The sequence below is a fragment of the Roseovarius sp. MBR-78 genome (assembly GCF_040547535.1).
Taxonomy (GTDB): domain Bacteria; phylum Pseudomonadota; class Alphaproteobacteria; order Rhodobacterales; family Rhodobacteraceae; genus Roseovarius.
In genome coordinates this window covers 73,502-90,090 of record NZ_JBEPPX010000016.1, presented here as the reverse complement: position 1 = coordinate 90,090, position 16,589 = coordinate 73,502, and the positions used below count along the sequence as shown (strand labels likewise).

Genomic DNA, 16,589 nt, shown 5'->3' with positions numbered 1-16,589 from the left:
CAGATTGAGCAAGAGGCCGGTCCACCGATTAAATGGAAATTTCCTCGACGAGAGAGGCGATTTCGGCCGAATCCACCCATGAAACTAAAACGACAACTCATGTTCTTGAGCATATCATTTTTACGTCCGATAACGCAAGGTTATCGGACATCATGGCAAAAGATAGAGCGAGGCGTTTTCTGTGCTATTTTCTGGAGCAAAGCGCCGCGATGGTTTAGGCTTCAGTCATGACATTTGCCCGACCGGAACACTCCATCGACACAGACACTCTACCCCGGATGCCCGCATGGGTCACCTCGGCACGTCCTGAAGCCTTTGAAGATGTGGCGTTTTTATCGGGCGCGGCGCTGAACCACCTGCATCTTGTGTTGGGACGCGAAGAGGTCCCCAAAGCCTTGTTGCGGGATCGGCTGGCGCTGCGAGCGGCCGAGGCATGTGCCGGGTTTTCTGGTCGGCCGGAAAGAGCCCCAGAGCTGCGCGACGCGATTCATCTTCTGCGCCCTGGCGATCTACCTGGTCCCGCGGGGGAAACTTACCTTGCCTGGCGTCGCGCGGTGGAGCGGCCGGTGTCGATCAAGGCTCTGGGCCGAGCCTTGCCGATCTTGGAGTTGGGCCAGATTGCTACATGGCTCGATACGGGGAAGGGAGCGCCGGTGACCCGTGCCGCGATGGCGCTGGATGCTGTCCTGACGGAGGCACCCCGTGCCGAAGTCCCGGCGTTGATCCTCGCGGACGCCGCCCTCGCCCAAGCGCTTGGTTGGGATCATGTCGTGCCGCTGCTGGCCGCGGGTTTGAAACGCACAGACCTGCGCAAGCGGGGTGACGATTTGCGCCTAGCCTGTCATCGCGCAGTGACCGCATCCGCGGTCGAGGCCGCGCGTCTGGCTGTCGATCTCGCGCGTCGGGCTTCGCTTTTGAAAGGAGTTGCACCAAAGCTTCGGGCCAAGGGGGCAGGGGCGGCGGTGAAAATATTCCTGACGCAGGACGCCGTGGCGCCCAGTGCCCTGCCTTTGCCGGACCGCGCGGCGCGGCGGCTCTGTGACCGGCTTGTCGATCTCGGCGCGGTCCGTGAGCTAACCGGGCGCGACACATTCCGGCTCTACGGGGTGTAGCCATGAGCATGGACAGCGAAAGTGGGAACCGGTTTCGCGGTTCGGACATGCGACCGGAAAGGAAGTCGAAGGATCGACCAGAAGCTGAGCTTGATCGCGAGTTGCTCGACCTGCCACCGGAGTTGCGCTGGCGGGAATGGATGCGGCGGATCGAGGCGGTACTGTTTGCCTCTGCCTCGCCTGTACCGCGCGAGGATCTGGCGCGCATAGTGGGGCAGGCGACCTCGGTTGATCTGCTGATCGAGGATCTTGCCGCCGATCTAGAAGGGCGGGCGTTCGAGATTGCCATGGTCGCAGGGGGGTGGATGTTCCGGACGCGGTCTGTTTACGCGCCTGCGATCCGCTCCGCAGCGGATGTCGGGGACCAGTTGCTGGACCTGAACGAGTTCGACGTCGCGATTTTGGCGGCCATCGCCTACCATCAGCCAATCACGCGCGATGGGCTGAAGGACATCTTCGGCAAGGAGATCGGTCGGGACCTGATCGGGCGGCTCCATGCACACGGTCTGATTGGAACTGGGCCGCGCGCGCCGCGTCGTGGTGCCCCCTATACCTTCGTCACCACAGACGCGTTCCTCGCGGCCTTCGGGTTGGAGAGCTTGCGGGACCTGCCGGATCCTGAACAGCTGAATGATGCCGGGCTGGCCGCGAGCGCCTGAAACCCGCCTCTGACCCTCAAAACGCTTGCCGCTGCTGATCGAGCCGCGCGGCCGCCTGAACGAGATCCGCCAAATTCGGGCCAGCGGTGTTAGAGCAAGGCCCAGCTTTGGGCCGAGGCAGGACGGCATCGCTGAAAGATGTGACCAGTCCGCCCCAAGCTGGCGCAACCTGAGCGACGCGTTTCCAATAAATGATCGCGGAACTTCTTCGCGTTCCGAACGGCGTCGATTGCCCGTCCGTCAATTGCCAAAACAGCTGATAGCGATCCCGATGAGAGAGGCGCGCGATGGACATTGGCCGTCGACTAAATTGAAAGCAGGCTGATCCAAGAAGGTCCGGGAGTGATCGCCCCTCTGCCATTCGATGCCCTGATGCCTGCAGACGAAGCAGATCGTCGATCAGACGCTCCAGACGCCGAACTCCGTTGGCGGCGGGACGGGTGCGTTTGCAGAGGGCCGCGCCGCACCAGGCGCAGATCTGATGCGGCACAAGACGCTTCTGGCTGAACGGAGCCAATCCGCCCCCGCAAGATGGGCACCTGTCCCGAAGCCGACAACCGTGGTGAAAGCAAGAAACGCGTGTCGCGAGGCTCCAGCCTCGGCGAAAATAGGGCGTTTCGTCTTCCGTCAGACAAGCGGGACAGAACTGCAGCCAGGTAACCTGCCTCCTGGGTGCGCAACTCTGCTGAGGCGATGCCCGCAGGGGCAAACGCAGCCGGGCCAAGGGGTCAGGGGCAATGGTCAGAGCCGCGATGTCTTCCACGGGTATGCCGGTATGCTCTCGCAGAAACTGCAGGATGCGATCGGGCAACGCCCGATCAAGCCGCGCCGACCAGTTCTCACCCGGCGCTCCGAGAAGCGTGCCAAAATAGTGCGGAGGTATGCCGTTCGCGTAGGCGAGGCGGTGCAGCCAACTCGACAGAAGTTCACCTGGTGCGGGCATAATGCTCACTGGCCAACGGCTTCCCGCCACACTTTCATACCGCTCTGCAGGTGTGACGGATATCTCGGTCGGCCCAAACCTCATGTCATATCGTGACGCAAAGCGGAATTACGGCGCCTCGAGAGAGGCACATAGCCGAGGTCCCACAGGGTTGCGCCCGTGATCCGGCCCTCACCGCGCGAGATTGCCGCCACTGCGGCACGGGTGACGATCTCGACAACCTCGCCGATCAGCCCCTCTGACAGATCATGGATGATCTTCGCCAAGGGTTCGCGCGACAGATCGGAGGCTTCGGCGAGCGGCAGACTGGCTTCCAGGCTGTCGAGAAGCGTCGCGAATTCCTCGTCATACGGCCATCGTGGAATGGGGATCGTATCGAAACGTGAGCCCATTTCGTCGGTGTCATGCACCGCATCGTAGATCGCGATTTCGCCGACAAGGACTGGTGAGATGTCATGCACCCGTGCGATCCGCCGCAAGAACGAGAAGATGGCCTTCACATCCTGGCGCCGCCCGCGCAATGCGCTGTGGAACTCGTCGAAGATCAAAAGGCGCGGCTTCAGGCGCTCCAGAAGATGATCGACCTGATCGCCGGCGCGGGACAGGCTGCGCCAGCCCGCGGCTTGTGGCGCGCGCAATCCGGACAGGATGCTGGCATAGAAATGCGACAGGCCTGCACCTTCCCGGGTCTGGATCACCCACACCTTTTGCTGGTCGGCGGTACGCAGATGTTCGATGGCGAAGCGTTCGGCGATCATGGTCTTGCCGTTGTGGTAGGGACCGGCAAGCAGCAAACCGCGTGGGCGCAGCGATGGCGGTCGCTCGAGCAGCAGTCGCATCGCGTCATGCGCCGCGCCGGCGGCCGGATGGCTGATCCAGCGCGGCGCGCGAACATGGGCGATCCGCACTGCGTCATCGGCCTGCAAGAGCGGGATTATGGCGGGCATGAGGTGATCCGGCACCCTACCAATCCTCGACAGGGAAGACCCGCCGAGGGCGATCCGGATCGAGCTTTTCTTGGGTCGGGACGGAAGGCGCGGCGAAGTCGGCATAAGGCTTCTTTGCCTCGGTGGCATGCCGGGCGCGGGTCATCTCCTTCAACCGGCTTTTGGGGGTTTTGGCGGCGGCAGCAGTGGCTGCGATTTCGCGTCGGATGGCTGATGCCTCCTGCACAGGGCGCCGCTGGATTTCACGCCGCTGCTGTCGATCCGCCTGGTGCTGCCAAAGCGTGATCGGCTCGGCCAGTCCGTCCCGTCGCCTGACCGGCCGCCAGGCCTGCGTATCCGGATCCTTGACGTAGACATGGCTGATGTCGCGAGGATCATAGCACAGATCGAGCGGCTCCAGCCGGTCACGACGCGCAACCAGCGGGCCAAGCCAGGGCTCGAAATAGTCGATGGCGAAGAGACTGATGCCCTGAGGTGAAATTTTCCGCGTCTTGCGTGGCAGGAAATTCAGCAGCACATCGACAGGCGCATCGATAGGCCGGTCCTTCGGCTGGAACCGATCTTCCCACTCTTTCGCCGGAACGGTCAGCCTGCGCGCATTCTGGCTCAGGTTGTGGTCGATGATCGCGAGCGCGATGCAGCGTTCAAGATCCGCGAAGCTGAGCCGTGCCCGCGCTTCCGAGGCATAGTCGCCCCGATCCGCGATGGAACGCCCCGTCTTGCCGGGCAAGGCGCGTAGCGCGGTGTTCACTTTCCCAAGCAGGCGTTCCACGACTCCGCCCCGATGCACGGTGCCCTTGTTCCGCATGCGTATGGCGATGCCATAGTCCGCGCATCCTCTGCTGAAGGTGCTGCTCTGGAACTCCTTGGCGGAATCGACGACGATTTGCTTCGGGCGACCGTGCATCGGCCAAGCATGATCGATACCGCGTTCTGCCAGCCAGTCAATCTTGCAGCACATCGCGTGCGCCAGACAAAGCGCGACAGACAGTCGTGACGGCCGCTCGAGGGTCAGGCAGAAGCCGATGATCGCGCTCGTGGCCACATCTGCAGCGATGGTCAGATAGGGACGACCAACGAAGACACCGTGGTCATCAATCACCTCAACAAATTGGATGTCTGCCGGCGTGTGATCGATCTGGACAACGTCGAGCGCGTGGTTAGCCCGGATGTAGCCCGGTCGCGGCTTCAGCCGGTGCAGGTGTTTACCATCCGACAGGCGGCGGCGGGCAATTTCTTCCGGGGCGAACAGAATGGGGATCCGCCGGGCGACAGTGACATAGGCGGGTGGAGTGTGCCCTTCCTCTGCGCAGCGGGTGCGGATCTCTTCAACGATCGGTGCAAGGTCCGGCTGCTCCGGGCGCAACCACATCTCCCGCAGGGTCACCGCGATGATGTTCTCGACTGCGGGGTTGATCCTTGGTTGTCTTGTTCCACTCCTTCGCGGCAGAAGGGACGATACCCTGCGCTCTTCCCGATACCGCGCCAGATAGTTGTAGACTTGGCGTGTCGAGAGCCGCAGCTCGGATGCCGCGCGCATCACGGCCTCACGCACCGGCGCCGCTCCGTCAAGAATCCGGTCCAACTCGCGCGCGGTACGCGTCGCCTTGGCCCACGCTTCATCCGAGGCATGCGCTTCGCCGGACGTCATCGATATGAAACTTCCGAGACCGGCTGGGTCATGCGCCAACAGGGCGGCCACTTGCTGAAATACGTAGCCAAAATTGAAGCCTTAAGCTGAAAAATGATGTGTGCTTACCCCGTATCATCCAGAAATCACGTAATAATCATGTGCTGAAATGGTGAAGAAAATGCGACATTGGTTCCTGCCCGGTCCCATGGAAGAGGAGCCGGATTATCTGCCGCCCGGACCTCGGGCCGAACCGCGTGAAGCCGAGGTCCTCGAAGATTGGCGGAAAGCAGAGGCGGGTAATGCCGCGCGTCTTGCCCGTGTGGCCGGTCGCGCCGGCGCACTGGATGACCGGTTGAAGCGCGGCCCGGAAGGATGGCGGTACAGGCTTGCCCTGATCGAGGCTGCCGACCTCAGCTGGTTCGCGGGTGACCGCGTCGGCCCAGATCGGCTGGCGCTCTGGATCTCCATGCGCATTTCTGGCCTGCAAGAGGACACCGCCGCACTCGCTCGGGTCGGTTGGGCGGTACGTCGTCTGACAGGGGGGCCAGGCCCAGAGGTGGACCTGTCCGCCTTCCTCGACCGCCGCGATCCCGAGAACATGGCGGATGAAGCCGAGCCCTTTGTGGACCGCGCGGGCGGTTGGCTCGACCTGATGGCACAAGTCGCCGATCTTCACCCGATAACCCGTGCCTGCGCGGGTTATCACCTCTGGAGCCTCGCAGGCCTTGGGCAGGAGGGCGATCGAATGGAAGCGGCAGTCACGGCCGCGCGGATCGCGGCCAGTGAGGGCAAGGGAGCACTCTTTGCGCCTCTGGCAATGGGAGGGACAGGGGGGCTGCGCGCTGGCGGCTCACCCACTGACCGTCTGGCGCGGTGGGTCGACGGGATGGAGACCGCATGTCTGACCGCGATGCGGCACCTCGACGATATCGAGGCATGGTCAGCGAGGGCGGAAACCGAGATGACGCCACTCTCGGGCAAGACGCCCCCAGCTTTGCGCGTCTTGCTAGCTGAATGGCCGCTTGTCTCCGCCCCGATGGCCGAGACCCTGACCAGTGCCAGCCGCGCCGCCGTCCAGCGCAACCTCGCCTGGATGGAAGCGCGGGGTCTGATCCGCGAGATGACCGGGCAGGGTCGTTATCGGATGTGGCGCGCGCCGAATTGAAAGCTCCGTACGAGCGCCAAGCGTTAGCTTTCAGGAAAATGGTTCACCTCGACAACCTGCCTAGGAGAGTACCGGGCGTCCATCTTCTCGCCATTCCGGCAGACCGCCTTCGAGGCGCCGTGCGCTGAAGCCGTGCTAGCGAAGCGCCGCGACGGCTTGGTGCGCATCGACGCAATAGGGCCCTCTGCAATAGGCCACGATTTCGGCCGCCCTGTCCAGCGTCGGCACGATCCCCTCTATCTCCTTTAGTGTCATGTTGATCGCTCCAGGAATATGACCTGCCGCAAATTCATCTGCAGGGCGAACGTCGAGCACGGTGGCAGAACCTTCCGCAAGGCGTACGGCCAGATCGGAACGGCTGACCGCCTCGAGGACGTCCGCACCGCCCGAAAGGCCGCGGAGGATGCGCTAGACCTGTGCGAGGTTCCGCTCGGCGACAATACGAAGAAGGTCCATCAACTCCAGTGTCTTCGCGTCGGTCAGTCGGTAAATCACCGATTTGCCGTCGCGGCGGCTGGTGACGAGCGCGGCGCGGCGCAACTGCTGCAGATGCTGCGAGCAGTTCGCGATGGTAAGGCCGGTCTTGTCCGCAAGCGCCTCCACCCTGCGCTCCCCTTGCGCCAGTTGTTCCAGCAGCATCAGACGCGCCGGGGCGGACAGGGCGCGTGCGACGAGTGCGTATTCCTCGAGCAGGGCGGTCTTGGGGCTGATTGACAAGGCGTGTCTCCTAACGCTAGATCATTCAAGCGATAACTTGAATGATAGAGATTCCATCGCGCCCCACAAGCCCAAGGGCCCGCATCCATGTCAGAGTTAATCTTTGCCGCCGAACCAACGATCCGCCTTGCGATTTTCCTTTGCGTGCTGGCTGCAATGGCGCTGTGGGAGGTGGCGGCGCCGCGCCGCAGGCGGAAAATCCCGCGCGTGATCCGCTGGACCAATAATCTTGCGCTGGTGGTGGTCGATACGGTCATCCTGCGGCTGTCATTTCCGATCCTTGCGGTCGGTCTGGCGGTGATGGCCGAGGATCGCGGTTGGGGGCTGTTCAACAACATCGACGCGCCGTTCTGGATTGCGGTCGTGGTCTCGATGCTGCTGCTCGATCTGGCGATCTACCTCCAGCACGTGATGTTCCACGCGGTGCCTGGGCTCTGGCGGATGCACCGGATGCACCACGCCGATCTGGATTTCGACGCCACCACCGGCCTGCGTTTTCACCCGGTGGAAATCCTTATCTCCATGGGGATCAAGCTGGCGGCGATCGCGGCCCTTGGCCCGCCGGCCGTCGCGGTGCTGCTGTTCGAAGTCATCCTGAACGCCACCGCGCTCTTCAACCACGCCAACATCGATCTGCCGCGCCCCGTCGACCGCGTGCTTCGCCTGTTCGTCGTCACCCCCGACATGCACCGCGTCCATCATTCCAACGACCCGCGCGAGACGAACTCGAACTACGGCTTCAACCTTCCGTGGTGGGACCGGCTTCTGGGCACCTACATCGCCCAGCCCGTCAAGGGACATGAGGGGATGGAGATCGGCATCGAACAGTTCCGCACACGCCGCGACCTGTGGCTCGACCGGATGCTGATCCAACCCCTGCGCGGACCAGCGAGCGGCCATGCGCTCGATCCCCGTAACACGGAAAAGGAGCCCGCAGAATGACCGCAAGCGCATTCCCGCGCGGCCTCCGCGAGAACCGGGTCCAGGTCGCCCATCAGCTGATCCAGGTGATGCTGGTGGGTTTCGCCATCGGCATGACGCGCACGGTCGTGCCCGCGCTCGCCGAAAGCGAATTCGGGCTCGAGCGTGGGTGGTTCCTGCTGCTCGCCTCCTTCCTGGGCCTTCGGCGCGGTTAAGGCGGTGATGAACTTCGTCGCCGGGTGCTGGTCCGAGCGGATCGGGCGCAAGCGCCTGCTCGCCTTCGGCTGGGTCGTCGCACTGCCGATCCCGGTGATGATCTGGTATGCGCTCGACTGGAGCTGGATCTTCGCAGCCACGGTGCTCCTCGGTGTCAATCAGGGCTTGTGCTGGTCTATGACGCAGACCGCAAAGCTCGACATCACCAAGGCCGAGGAGCCCGGGCTGACCATGGGGCTCAACGAGTTCTCCGGCTATGTCGGCGTCGCGATCGCGGGCATCCTGATCGCCTATGCCGCCGAATCGCTCGGCGCGCGGACGGGGCTCCTTGTATTCGGAATGGCCGTGGTCCTGCTGGCGCTGTTGCTCACCGTGGTCTGGGTCAAGAACACGCTGCCCTGGGCCGAGGCCGAAACAGCGGCGCACAATGCCGCCCCGCCGAAATTCCTGCGCGCTACCCGCAAGGTTGTTGGGAATTGATGGGATGGTTACCCCCTCCCGACGACATCGCAATGTGCCAAGGTGATGAGGGTCACATCATACAAAGAGGAGGAAGTATCTATGACAGAAGTTACCAACGTTGGGATCGGCACCCTGAACACGAAGAACGCGCCTGCACAGATCAATAAGAACCCGACTTCGAAGATGCCCTGCGCTTGGCTTCCCGTCTGACGCTGAGGAACAGAACAGCGATGCAGCCCAGCAGCAGGACCAAGCCGCCTGCGAGGGGTGGCAGACTGGTCGCGACGATCAATAACGCAGCGAGCGCGACCGTCGCCAGAATGGTCGCTGTGAGCCGGGCGTCAGCAACGAACATGCTGAACAGCTCCGAAAACACGTCCTTGAGGATGTTCATGGTGTCACCTCCCTGATTGGCTGCCGCACCATGCGGGCAGCCATGATCCCTGCGACAAGGAACAGCGCCGCGAAGACGAACAGCGCCAGATCATGCCCCGGCCAGTCCACACCCAACCCTTCGCCAGTCCAGAACACGCCGAAGGCCGACAGCATGACGCCAACGCCGAACTTGAGGGTGTTTTCCGGCACCCGTGCCAGCGGTCGATGGGCAATAACTCCAACCACGAGGACCAGCGCGCAGGCCGCAAGCGCACCCAGACTGGCAGGCCAGAGCATCCCGCGTCCAGCCCCGACTGCGATGACGATGAAGATGACCTCTAACCCTTCGAGCAACACTGCCTTGAACGCAGCGATCCCCGCAATCCAGTCCTGCGATGCCTGTCGCCGCTCGACCTCGGCGGTCAGGCCCGCCGTTTCCTCTGCAAAGATCGCATCCTCGTCGTGCAACGGGATGACGCCGCCAGCCCGCAGCGCAGCCTTGCGCAGCCAGCCGACGCCGAAAAGCAATAGAAGCACACCGATCACCAGTTGCAGCAGGTGAAGCGGCACCTGATCCAGCAGTGGGCCGAGGACTACGACGATCGCCGCCAGGACGAACAGCGCGGCACCTGTACCAAGCACGGCGGGTTTCCAGCCACGCAGTGTGGCAACAACCAGCACGATGGTGAACGCCTCAACAACTTCGACAATCGAGGCCAGAAAGGCTGCCCCGACGGCGGGGCCGGCGCTGGACCATTCAAGCATTGTCGCTCTCCTTTGTACCCCGTGCGCGGTTCAGTCCCATCGCCGCGCCTCCCTGATTGCCTCGACGCGGCTCACGGCGATGTCTTCAAGCAGATGTTGGTCGAGTCGCAACAGATGAACGCGTTGCCGTTGCCGGTCGAGCCAGAGGGCGAGAGCCGTTGGTCCGATAGATCGCGAAACGGATGGCGCGAAACGGGAGGACGAGGGTAGCCTTTGAAAAGTCAGTGCATTCATTGCTTTGGCCTCACTTGTTTTCATCATGCGCATCGAAAACCTTGCGCGCATAGTCGTCCAGCACGGTGACGCAGCCTTGCAGCCGCTCCTGTGCCTCGGAGGCGCGATCCGCGCCGTAGAAGTCGAGTTTCTGGATTTTCGTCAGCCAGCCTTGGAGCTTCTTGAGATCGACGTCGTTCTCTTCCAGTTCGGCGTATGTGTAATGGTTGGCGGTCACTTCCTTGGCAACCTCGGCCTCGAAGTCGTCGCACTTGTCGATGAATTCTTCATAGGCGTCGTCGCGTTCTGCTTTGAAGCGCGCCAGGACCTTGGCCTCTTGACCGGGGTCGAGAGCTACGGTTTCGAGGATGACCGACTCGCCCTGCGCCTCGCCAATGTCATTCTCCAGCATCTTGAGGCGGCGAACGTGATCGTCGGTTTTGGGCAGAAGGCAGACGCCGTTTTGAAGATAGACCGCACCCATCCCCTTGAGCTTACGCCAAAGTGCCACCCGCTTGGCAGCGGGTTCCGGCGGAACTTTGTAGGTGAGAAGTAGCCAAGAAATGTTTTCCATGGCCTACATATAATGTAACAGTCGTAACAAGTAAATAGTTTTATTTGGCGATTCTGTGTCGATACGGTCTGTAAGGCTTTATTGGAAACAACTTAGCCAATGCCATTGAAGAGATCATTTTCTGCCGCTCACCGCGCTTTGTACGCGGGTCCACCGTCAGGAAGGTTGGTAAAAATGATTCATTTCTGAAAAGCTCTTCGTGCAGCTGCGTACCATTGGCCGGATAGCCGGAAGGCCAATTTTCTGCGGTGGCTTGCACTCTCGTAGCTTCATTTCAGAAATGTGTGGCCCAGCGAGGATGGCTGTCGTCGATCACTAAGGCATGGCTGTGCTTGCGATGCCCTTGCAGATGCGGGTGATCGAGCGGCAGGTTATCGTGGGTATGTTCAAGCTCAACGAGATCGTTCGCGGGCCAGAGCCTGAAGGCCACGAAGGTTCCACTTGCCGCGAGAAGGGCCAGCCCGATTAAAGCGGGAACGACGCCGTAGGCCGTCAGGAGCCATCCGGAGAGCGGATAGGTCACCAGCCAGCAGGCGTGCGACAGCGCAAATTGCGCCGCGAACAGCGCAGGGCGGTCCCCCGCATGGGCGGACCGGCGCAGCAGCCGGCCGGACGGGGTGAGGACGGCGGAATACCCCAACCCCACCAGCAACCATGCACCCAGAAGGGTAGACCAGCCAAGACCAGATGTCAGGACTGTCACCCCCAAACCCAACAATGTTGCTACGATCAGCGCAGCACCGCCGAACATCACGGGCCGGTCGGGTAGTGCATCCAGAATGCGTGGGAGGACCAGCGCGGCCGTCATGGAGCCCGCGCCAAAGGCGAACATCGTCCAGGCCAGCGCGCTCTCCGACAGGCCAAGTGAGCCGCGCACCAGAACGACGGTATTGACCAGCACCATCGCCCCTGCCGCCGCTGCCGCGAGGTTCAGCGCCAGGAGCCCGCGAAGGCGGGGCGTGGCAAGGTAGATGCGGATGCCCCGTGTGGTCCGATCATAGATTCCCCGTGGCTCGGACGGGCTGGGGCTGGGCAGCAGCACCGAAACAACCAGAAAGGCCGAGGCCCCGAAACCTACAACTGTTCCGAGGAAAAGCGAATTGTAGGACATGACAGCGAGTAGAAGGGCCGCCAACGTCGGACTGACGATGTTTTCCAGATCATAGGTCAGCCGCGACAGCGACAGCGCGCGGGTATAGCGGTCTTCTTCGGGCAGAACGTCCGGGATCGTCGCCTGGAAGGTTGGCGTGAAGGCGGCGGAGGCCGACTGCAGCAGGAAGATCAGCACGTAGACTTGCCAGACCTCGGTCACGAAGGGCAGCGCCAGCGCCACGGCAGCGCGCACCAGATCCAAGGTCACCAGCAGCGCGCGACGCGGCACGCGATCCGCGAAGGCTCCGGCAATTGGCGCAATACCGACATAGGCCACCATCTTGATAGTGAAGACAGTGCCCAGCACCAGCGCCGCCTCGTCGCCCGCAAGATCGAAGGCCAGAAGCCCGAGCGCGACCGTCGCCAGCCCGGTTCCCAGAAGGGCGGCAACCTGTGCCAGAAACAGATGGCGGTAGGTGCGGTCGGAGAGGATATCGAGCATGGCGGGCCTCAGAGATAACGGGCGATCGCCCGCAGCTCGGCGCGATCAGTTTCGGAGCCTTCAACGTCCAGACAGTGGTCCATGTGGTCATGGATCAGCGCCCGCTTGGCGTTCACGACGGCCTTTTCGACGGCCTGCATCTGCTGGACGATCTCGAGGCAGGGCTTGCCCGCCTCTATCATCGCGATGACGGCGCGCAGATGGCCGTCAGCGCGTTTCAGCCGGGCAATCAAGGCGGGATGGGTTGCATGAACCGGGGAATTTGTCATATATGATTCATATCCTCCCTCAGAGGATAGAACAAGATGGTGCCCCGATGCGCCACAGAATAAGTCGAGCGGGCAGGCAGAGCTGATGACGAGGTTACGGACAATCGGAAGGGCTGCCTGCGCTACATTTCTGTGCGCAGCCATTCTTGTCTGGTCAGTTGTGCCTGCAACCTCTCACACGCCCGCAATTCTAAACGTTCTTCAGGACCATGCGGAAATGATCGCCGAGCACGGGCATTCGCATGGTCTGGAAGAAGACCTGGCTTGGGCAGCGCATGGACATAGCCACGACAGTATAGATCACGATCACAGCCAAGCGGTTGTGCCCGGTCCTGACCTGTCGTCTCATCCCATGGAATTTTACAAGACCGCATGGTGGCTGAGTGCCGCGACAGCGAATCTTCTGCTGATACACCAGATCGAACGACCTCCCCGAGTGTGATCGACCGCGCGCCAGTGGCGCATTCCAAGTGATCATCAAACACATATGCGGAGTTCAATCCATGAACACAGTCCATCGGGGCTGGACCGATCCTGGCATAGGCCGGATCGTGATCCTGTCCTTTATCACGATAACCTTGCTCGTTCTCAGCGCAGGCCATGCCTTGGCGCACAACGTTACGCCCGGAGACGCGGGCTACATTCAGGAAATCTGGGGGGTAAACATCATTCCCTTCATGTATCTCGGTGCCAAGCACATGGTGACGGGTTACGACCACGTCCTGTTCCTGTTCGGCGTCGTCTTCTTTCTTTACAAGATGAAAGACGTGGGCATCTATGTCAGCATCTTTGCTGTCGGACATTCGACCACGATGCTGGCAGGCGTCTGGTTCGGATGGGGCATCAACGCCTATATCGTTGATGCGATCATCGGTCTGTCGGTTGTCTACAAGGCGCTCGACAATCTGGGCGCTTACCAGCGTTGGTTCGGCTTTCAACCGAATACCAAGGCCGCGACGCTGATCTTCGGCTTTTTCCACGGCACGGGCCTCGCCACCAAGATCCTCGACTACGAAATCGCCTCGGAGGGGTTGCTGGCCAATCTGCTGGCTTTCAACGTGGGCGTCGAGCTCGGCCAGATCATGGCGCTCGCCGTGATTCTCATCGTCATGGGCTTCTGGCGGAAATCCCCGAATTTCTTCCGCCAGGCCTACACTGCCAACGTCGTCATGATGTCCATGGGGTTCATCCTCATGGGCTTGCAAATCACCGGCTACTTCGTGGCCACCTGAAAAGAATTGGAGACCCAAATGTTCAACGCAGAAAAACCGAGCCTCGACCAGCTTCCCACCTCCCGGCAATTGCTCCGCTCCACGGCCATCGCGGCGGCCAGCGCCGTCGCGATCCTCGTGACCGTCGTGCTGCCCGCCGAGTACGACATCGATCCGACCGGGATCGGCGGCGTTCTCGGTCTGGCAGAGATGGGCGAAATCAAGACTCAACTCGCGGAAGAGGCGGAAGCCGACCGGCTGCTGGAACTTGAAGCACAGGAGCAGTCGAGCTTGATGAACGATATCTTCGGGCTCTTCGTCGGCGCGGCACACGCGCAAGAGGCTGAAGTCTGGCGAGACGAAACCACTTTCACGCTAGCCCCCGGTGATAGTGCCGAGTGGAAATTGGTCATGGAAGAGGGCCAGACGGTGGAATACCGGATGCTGGTCGAAGGCGGACGCGTGAACTTCGACATGCATGGCCATGGCGGCGGCAACTCGATCACCTATGAGAAAGGCCGCGGCTCCACCGGCGACGAGGGCGAAATCGTCGCCGCCTTCGACGGAGAGCACGGCTGGTTCTGGCGCAATCGCGACAGCTCGGATGCCACCGTCACCGTTCAGGTGCGCGGCGAATACGCCGAGTTTAAGGACGCAAGTTAAAACTAGGGCAGCCATCCGCCTGAACGGATGCGGGTGGCCGCCTTCCTCCGAGGCAGACATTAGATCGATATTCGTCTTTCGCCTCGGAATTTCTCTTAAAACTACTCTCCGGCATCCGTTGGCCAATGCAGTTGGCTCTCGTGTCGTTGACTTTAAGGTCTCGGCGTTATGGCTTCGGCTTGGCGCAGCACGTACCAATGTCACGTCTATGTTATAGAATACTTCTTGACCTCCCCCTACTGGAAGCTTGCATACCAGCAACATGAGACAAGCTTTCCGGCTCATTTTGATTCTTGCATTGAGCTTCGGCGCCATGATCGCGCCGGATGTGTCGGCAGTGAATGCGGCCGAAGTATCCATGGCTCAGATGGACGTAGGAGAAAGCACGGACGACCATTGCGGTGGATGCGATCCGACCGAATTTGATGACGGGGTGTCCTGTGTGGGGGGCTGCCCTGTACCTTGCGGCGTGAGCAGCACGGCTGGTATTTTAGTGCGAATGCCATCGGGTCCGCCCGCGATGTCCTTAGGTAATTTCATCCCGGTCACTGAACCCGTGTTTCTGATCGGCGCCAATCCTTTGCTTGATCCATTTCCTCCCAAGCAGCCTGCCTGAATCAAATATCGGCCTCGCTTGTTGCGGGGCCTGACCGTTGCCTTGGCCGAAGCTGGCTGAGTGCGACCCTTTCAGATCAAGGCAGAAGTGATGACCCTCAACAGACTGATTTCACGACGGCACGTGCTGCGCACCGGTGCCGCTTTCACGGCCATATCCGCTCTGTCACCGGCACGAGTAGCGATGGCAGGTCCGACAGAGGACCCATTCTTGCTACGCGCTGCGGCCGGACAAGCCGCCCTGCGACCGGCACCCTACGGCTCTACGGACGTCTGGAGCTACAACGGATCCCTCCCCGGCCCCGAGATCCGGGTGCGGCAGGGAGACCGAATTCGGGTTCTGGCCCAGAACGGGCTAAATGAAGGGACGACGGTCCACTGGCATGGCATTCGCACACCCAATGCGATGGACGGAGTGCCGTTCCTGACACAGGACCCGATCCCGGTCGGTGGCGAGTTTCTCTACGAATTCGATGCACTGGATGCGGGCACGTTCTGGTATCACCCGCACCAGCGCAGTTCCGAACAGGTCGGACGCGGCCTTTACGGGCCGCTGATCGTCGAGGAGGCGGACCCGATCCGCGTGGATCGTGACCTGACCTGGATGCTTGATGACTGGCGGATGACCCGGGCGGGGCAGTTGTCGGATGACTTCGGCAACCGCCACGACGCGATGCACGGCGGTCGTACCGGAAATTCCGTGACCATCAACGGCCAGATACCTGAACGCATTGCGGTGCGATCCGGAGAACGCATCCGCATTCGGCTGATCAATGCGGCGAACGCGCGGATCTTCGGGCTGGATTTCAGGGATCTCGCGCCAATCGTGGTGGCGCTGGACGGTCAACCGGTCACACCTCATGCCCCGGACAGCGGGGTCGTGGTGGTCGGCCCGGCCATGCGGATTGATCTGGTGATAGACATGACCGGCAAGCCCGGAGATGCCGTAACCGTCACCGATGCCTTCTACGAGGATCTGGAATACCGTCTGGTCGATCTCGCCTACGCGCCGGATCGGCTGCGGGACACAGCGCCGGACTGGCCGATGGACCTGCCATCCAACCCGCTTGCTGAGCCTGACATGACCTCGGCGGCGCGGCATCAGATTGTCTTTAATGGCGGAATGATGGGGCAGATGATGATGGGTGGCGGCATGGGGTCGATGATGGAGCAGATGCGCGAAGGCAACATGTGGTTCATCAACGGCGAAGCAGCAACGGGTCATATGATGGACCCATTGCTGGTCCTGCCGCAGGGCACGTCGCATGTGCTGCAGATGGACAATCGCACCGCGTGGCATCACCCGATGCATCTTCATGGACATTCGTTCCGTGTGATCACACGGAACGGGCAACCGACACGGCATCGCGAATGGCAGGACACCGTCCTGATGGCACCCGAGGAACGGGTCGAGATCGCCTTCGTGGCGGACAATCCGGGAGACTGGATGTTCCATTGTCACATTCTGGAACACCAGGCGGCGGGCATGATGGGCGTCATTCGCGTCGATCCCGGTACGACCAAAACCTGAAAGC

Annotated in this window: 21 protein-coding genes; 10 read left to right on the top strand and 11 right to left on the bottom strand. The window is 61.6% G+C overall.

Going from position 1 to position 16,589, the window contains the following annotated elements; genetic code table 11:
• Positions 1-227: 227 nt before the first annotated feature.
• Complete coding sequence (locus ABIE58_RS13770; RefSeq protein ID WP_037239259.1) at positions 228-1,112, top strand: DUF1403 family protein; 885 nt, start codon at positions 228-230, stop codon at positions 1,110-1,112.
• An 8-nt stretch (positions 1,113-1,120) separates the two neighbouring features.
• Positions 1,121-1,771, top strand: coding sequence for an SMC-Scp complex subunit ScpB (gene scpB, locus ABIE58_RS13765; RefSeq protein WP_317939176.1), 651 nt, complete (start codon positions 1,121-1,123; stop codon positions 1,769-1,771).
• 16 nt (positions 1,772-1,787) lie between these two features.
• Here scpB and ABIE58_RS13760 read toward each other — a convergent pair whose 3' ends face one another.
• From ABIE58_RS13760 to ABIE58_RS13750, 3 genes are all read right to left on the bottom strand, one after another.
• Positions 1,788-2,714 (bottom strand): TniQ family protein, encoded by a 927-nt coding sequence (locus ABIE58_RS13760; protein WP_354545292.1) that lies wholly within the window; start codon positions 2,712-2,714, stop codon positions 1,788-1,790.
• Positions 2,715-2,794: 80 nt separating this feature from the next.
• Positions 2,795-3,661, bottom strand: a complete 867-nt coding sequence (locus tag ABIE58_RS13755; protein ID WP_354545282.1) for a TniB family NTP-binding protein — start codon at positions 3,659-3,661, stop codon at positions 2,795-2,797.
• Between the two features lie 16 nt (positions 3,662-3,677).
• On the bottom strand, positions 3,678-5,312 hold the full coding sequence (locus tag ABIE58_RS13750) for a TnsB C-terminal domain-containing protein (protein ID WP_037239331.1): 1,635 nt from the start codon (positions 5,310-5,312) through the stop codon (positions 3,678-3,680).
• A 148-nt stretch (positions 5,313-5,460) separates the two neighbouring features.
• On the opposite strand from ABIE58_RS13750, the gene ABIE58_RS13745 reads away from it, so the two are divergent.
• Positions 5,461-6,459, top strand: coding sequence for a hypothetical protein (locus ABIE58_RS13745; RefSeq protein WP_354545281.1), 999 nt, complete (start codon positions 5,461-5,463; stop codon positions 6,457-6,459).
• A gap of 135 nt (positions 6,460-6,594) precedes the next feature.
• Here the strand turns inward: ABIE58_RS13745 and ABIE58_RS13740 are convergent, their stop codons facing one another.
• Together ABIE58_RS13740 and ABIE58_RS13735 are read right to left on the bottom strand one after the other, a co-directional pair.
• Entirely contained in the window at positions 6,595-6,807 is a 213-nt protein-coding gene (locus ABIE58_RS13740; RefSeq protein WP_354545291.1) for a rhodanese-like domain-containing protein, read from the bottom strand.
• 60 nt (positions 6,808-6,867) lie between these two features.
• Entirely contained in the window at positions 6,868-7,176 is a 309-nt protein-coding gene (locus tag ABIE58_RS13735; RefSeq protein ID WP_354545280.1) for an ArsR/SmtB family transcription factor, read from the bottom strand.
• A gap of 87 nt (positions 7,177-7,263) precedes the next feature.
• Here ABIE58_RS13735 and ABIE58_RS13730 point away from each other — a divergent pair, with 87 nt between their 5' ends.
• Genes ABIE58_RS13730 through ABIE58_RS13720 form a run of 3 tightly spaced genes read left to right on the top strand, consistent with a single transcriptional unit; the run spans position 7,264 to position 8,793 of the window.
• On the top strand, positions 7,264-8,118 hold the full coding sequence (locus tag ABIE58_RS13730) for a sterol desaturase family protein (protein ID WP_354545279.1): 855 nt from the start codon (positions 7,264-7,266) through the stop codon (positions 8,116-8,118).
• Complete coding sequence (locus tag ABIE58_RS13725; RefSeq protein WP_354545278.1) at positions 8,115-8,312, top strand: hypothetical protein; 198 nt, start codon at positions 8,115-8,117, stop codon at positions 8,310-8,312. Before ABIE58_RS13730 ends, ABIE58_RS13725 begins: the two co-directional genes overlap by 4 nt.
• A gap of 7 nt (positions 8,313-8,319) precedes the next feature.
• Complete coding sequence (locus ABIE58_RS13720; RefSeq protein WP_354545277.1) at positions 8,320-8,793, top strand: MFS transporter; 474 nt, start codon at positions 8,320-8,322, stop codon at positions 8,791-8,793.
• A gap of 142 nt (positions 8,794-8,935) precedes the next feature.
• On the opposite strand, the gene ABIE58_RS13715 is transcribed toward ABIE58_RS13720, so the two are convergent.
• The 6 genes from ABIE58_RS13715 to ABIE58_RS13690 form a co-directional block, all read right to left on the bottom strand.
• Positions 8,936-9,169, bottom strand: coding sequence for a hypothetical protein (locus tag ABIE58_RS13715; RefSeq protein WP_354545276.1), 234 nt, complete (start codon positions 9,167-9,169; stop codon positions 8,936-8,938).
• Positions 9,166-9,915 (bottom strand): COG4280 domain-containing protein, encoded by a 750-nt coding sequence (locus ABIE58_RS13710; protein ID WP_354545275.1) that lies wholly within the window; start codon positions 9,913-9,915, stop codon positions 9,166-9,168. Before ABIE58_RS13710 ends, ABIE58_RS13715 begins: the two co-directional genes overlap by 4 nt.
• A 244-nt stretch (positions 9,916-10,159) precedes the next feature.
• Complete coding sequence (locus ABIE58_RS13705) at positions 10,160-10,702, bottom strand: Chromate resistance protein ChrB (protein WP_354545274.1); 543 nt, start codon at positions 10,700-10,702, stop codon at positions 10,160-10,162.
• Positions 10,703-10,742: 40 nt separating this feature from the next.
• Positions 10,743-10,961, bottom strand: coding sequence for a hypothetical protein (locus tag ABIE58_RS13700; protein ID WP_354545273.1), 219 nt, complete (start codon positions 10,959-10,961; stop codon positions 10,743-10,745).
• Positions 10,962-10,976: 15 nt separating this feature from the next.
• Positions 10,977-12,296 (bottom strand): MFS transporter, encoded by a 1,320-nt coding sequence (locus ABIE58_RS13695; RefSeq protein ID WP_354545272.1) that lies wholly within the window; start codon positions 12,294-12,296, stop codon positions 10,977-10,979.
• Positions 12,297-12,304: 8 nt separating this feature from the next.
• Complete coding sequence (locus ABIE58_RS13690; RefSeq protein ID WP_354545271.1) at positions 12,305-12,565, bottom strand: metal-sensing transcriptional repressor; 261 nt, start codon at positions 12,563-12,565, stop codon at positions 12,305-12,307.
• A 503-nt stretch (positions 12,566-13,068) separates the two neighbouring features.
• Here ABIE58_RS13690 and ABIE58_RS13685 point away from each other — a divergent pair.
• The 4 genes from ABIE58_RS13685 (at position 13,069) to ABIE58_RS13670 (ending at position 16,585) form a co-directional block, all read left to right on the top strand.
• Positions 13,069-13,797, top strand: a complete 729-nt coding sequence (locus ABIE58_RS13685; RefSeq protein WP_354545270.1) for a HupE/UreJ family protein — start codon at positions 13,069-13,071, stop codon at positions 13,795-13,797.
• 18 nt (positions 13,798-13,815) lie between these two features.
• Positions 13,816-14,439, top strand: a complete 624-nt coding sequence (locus ABIE58_RS13680; RefSeq protein ID WP_354545269.1) for a transmembrane anchor protein — start codon at positions 13,816-13,818, stop codon at positions 14,437-14,439.
• 262 nt (positions 14,440-14,701) lie between these two features.
• A complete protein-coding gene (locus ABIE58_RS13675; protein ID WP_354545268.1) occupies positions 14,702-15,055 on the top strand; it encodes a hypothetical protein in 354 nt (117 codons plus the stop codon).
• A gap of 90 nt (positions 15,056-15,145) precedes the next feature.
• Positions 15,146-16,585 carry a multicopper oxidase family protein gene (locus ABIE58_RS13670; protein ID WP_354545267.1) on the top strand — a complete coding sequence of 480 codons (1,440 nt, stop codon included), beginning with the start codon at positions 15,146-15,148 and terminating at the stop codon, positions 16,583-16,585.
• The last annotated feature ends 4 nt before the right edge of the window (positions 16,586-16,589 follow it).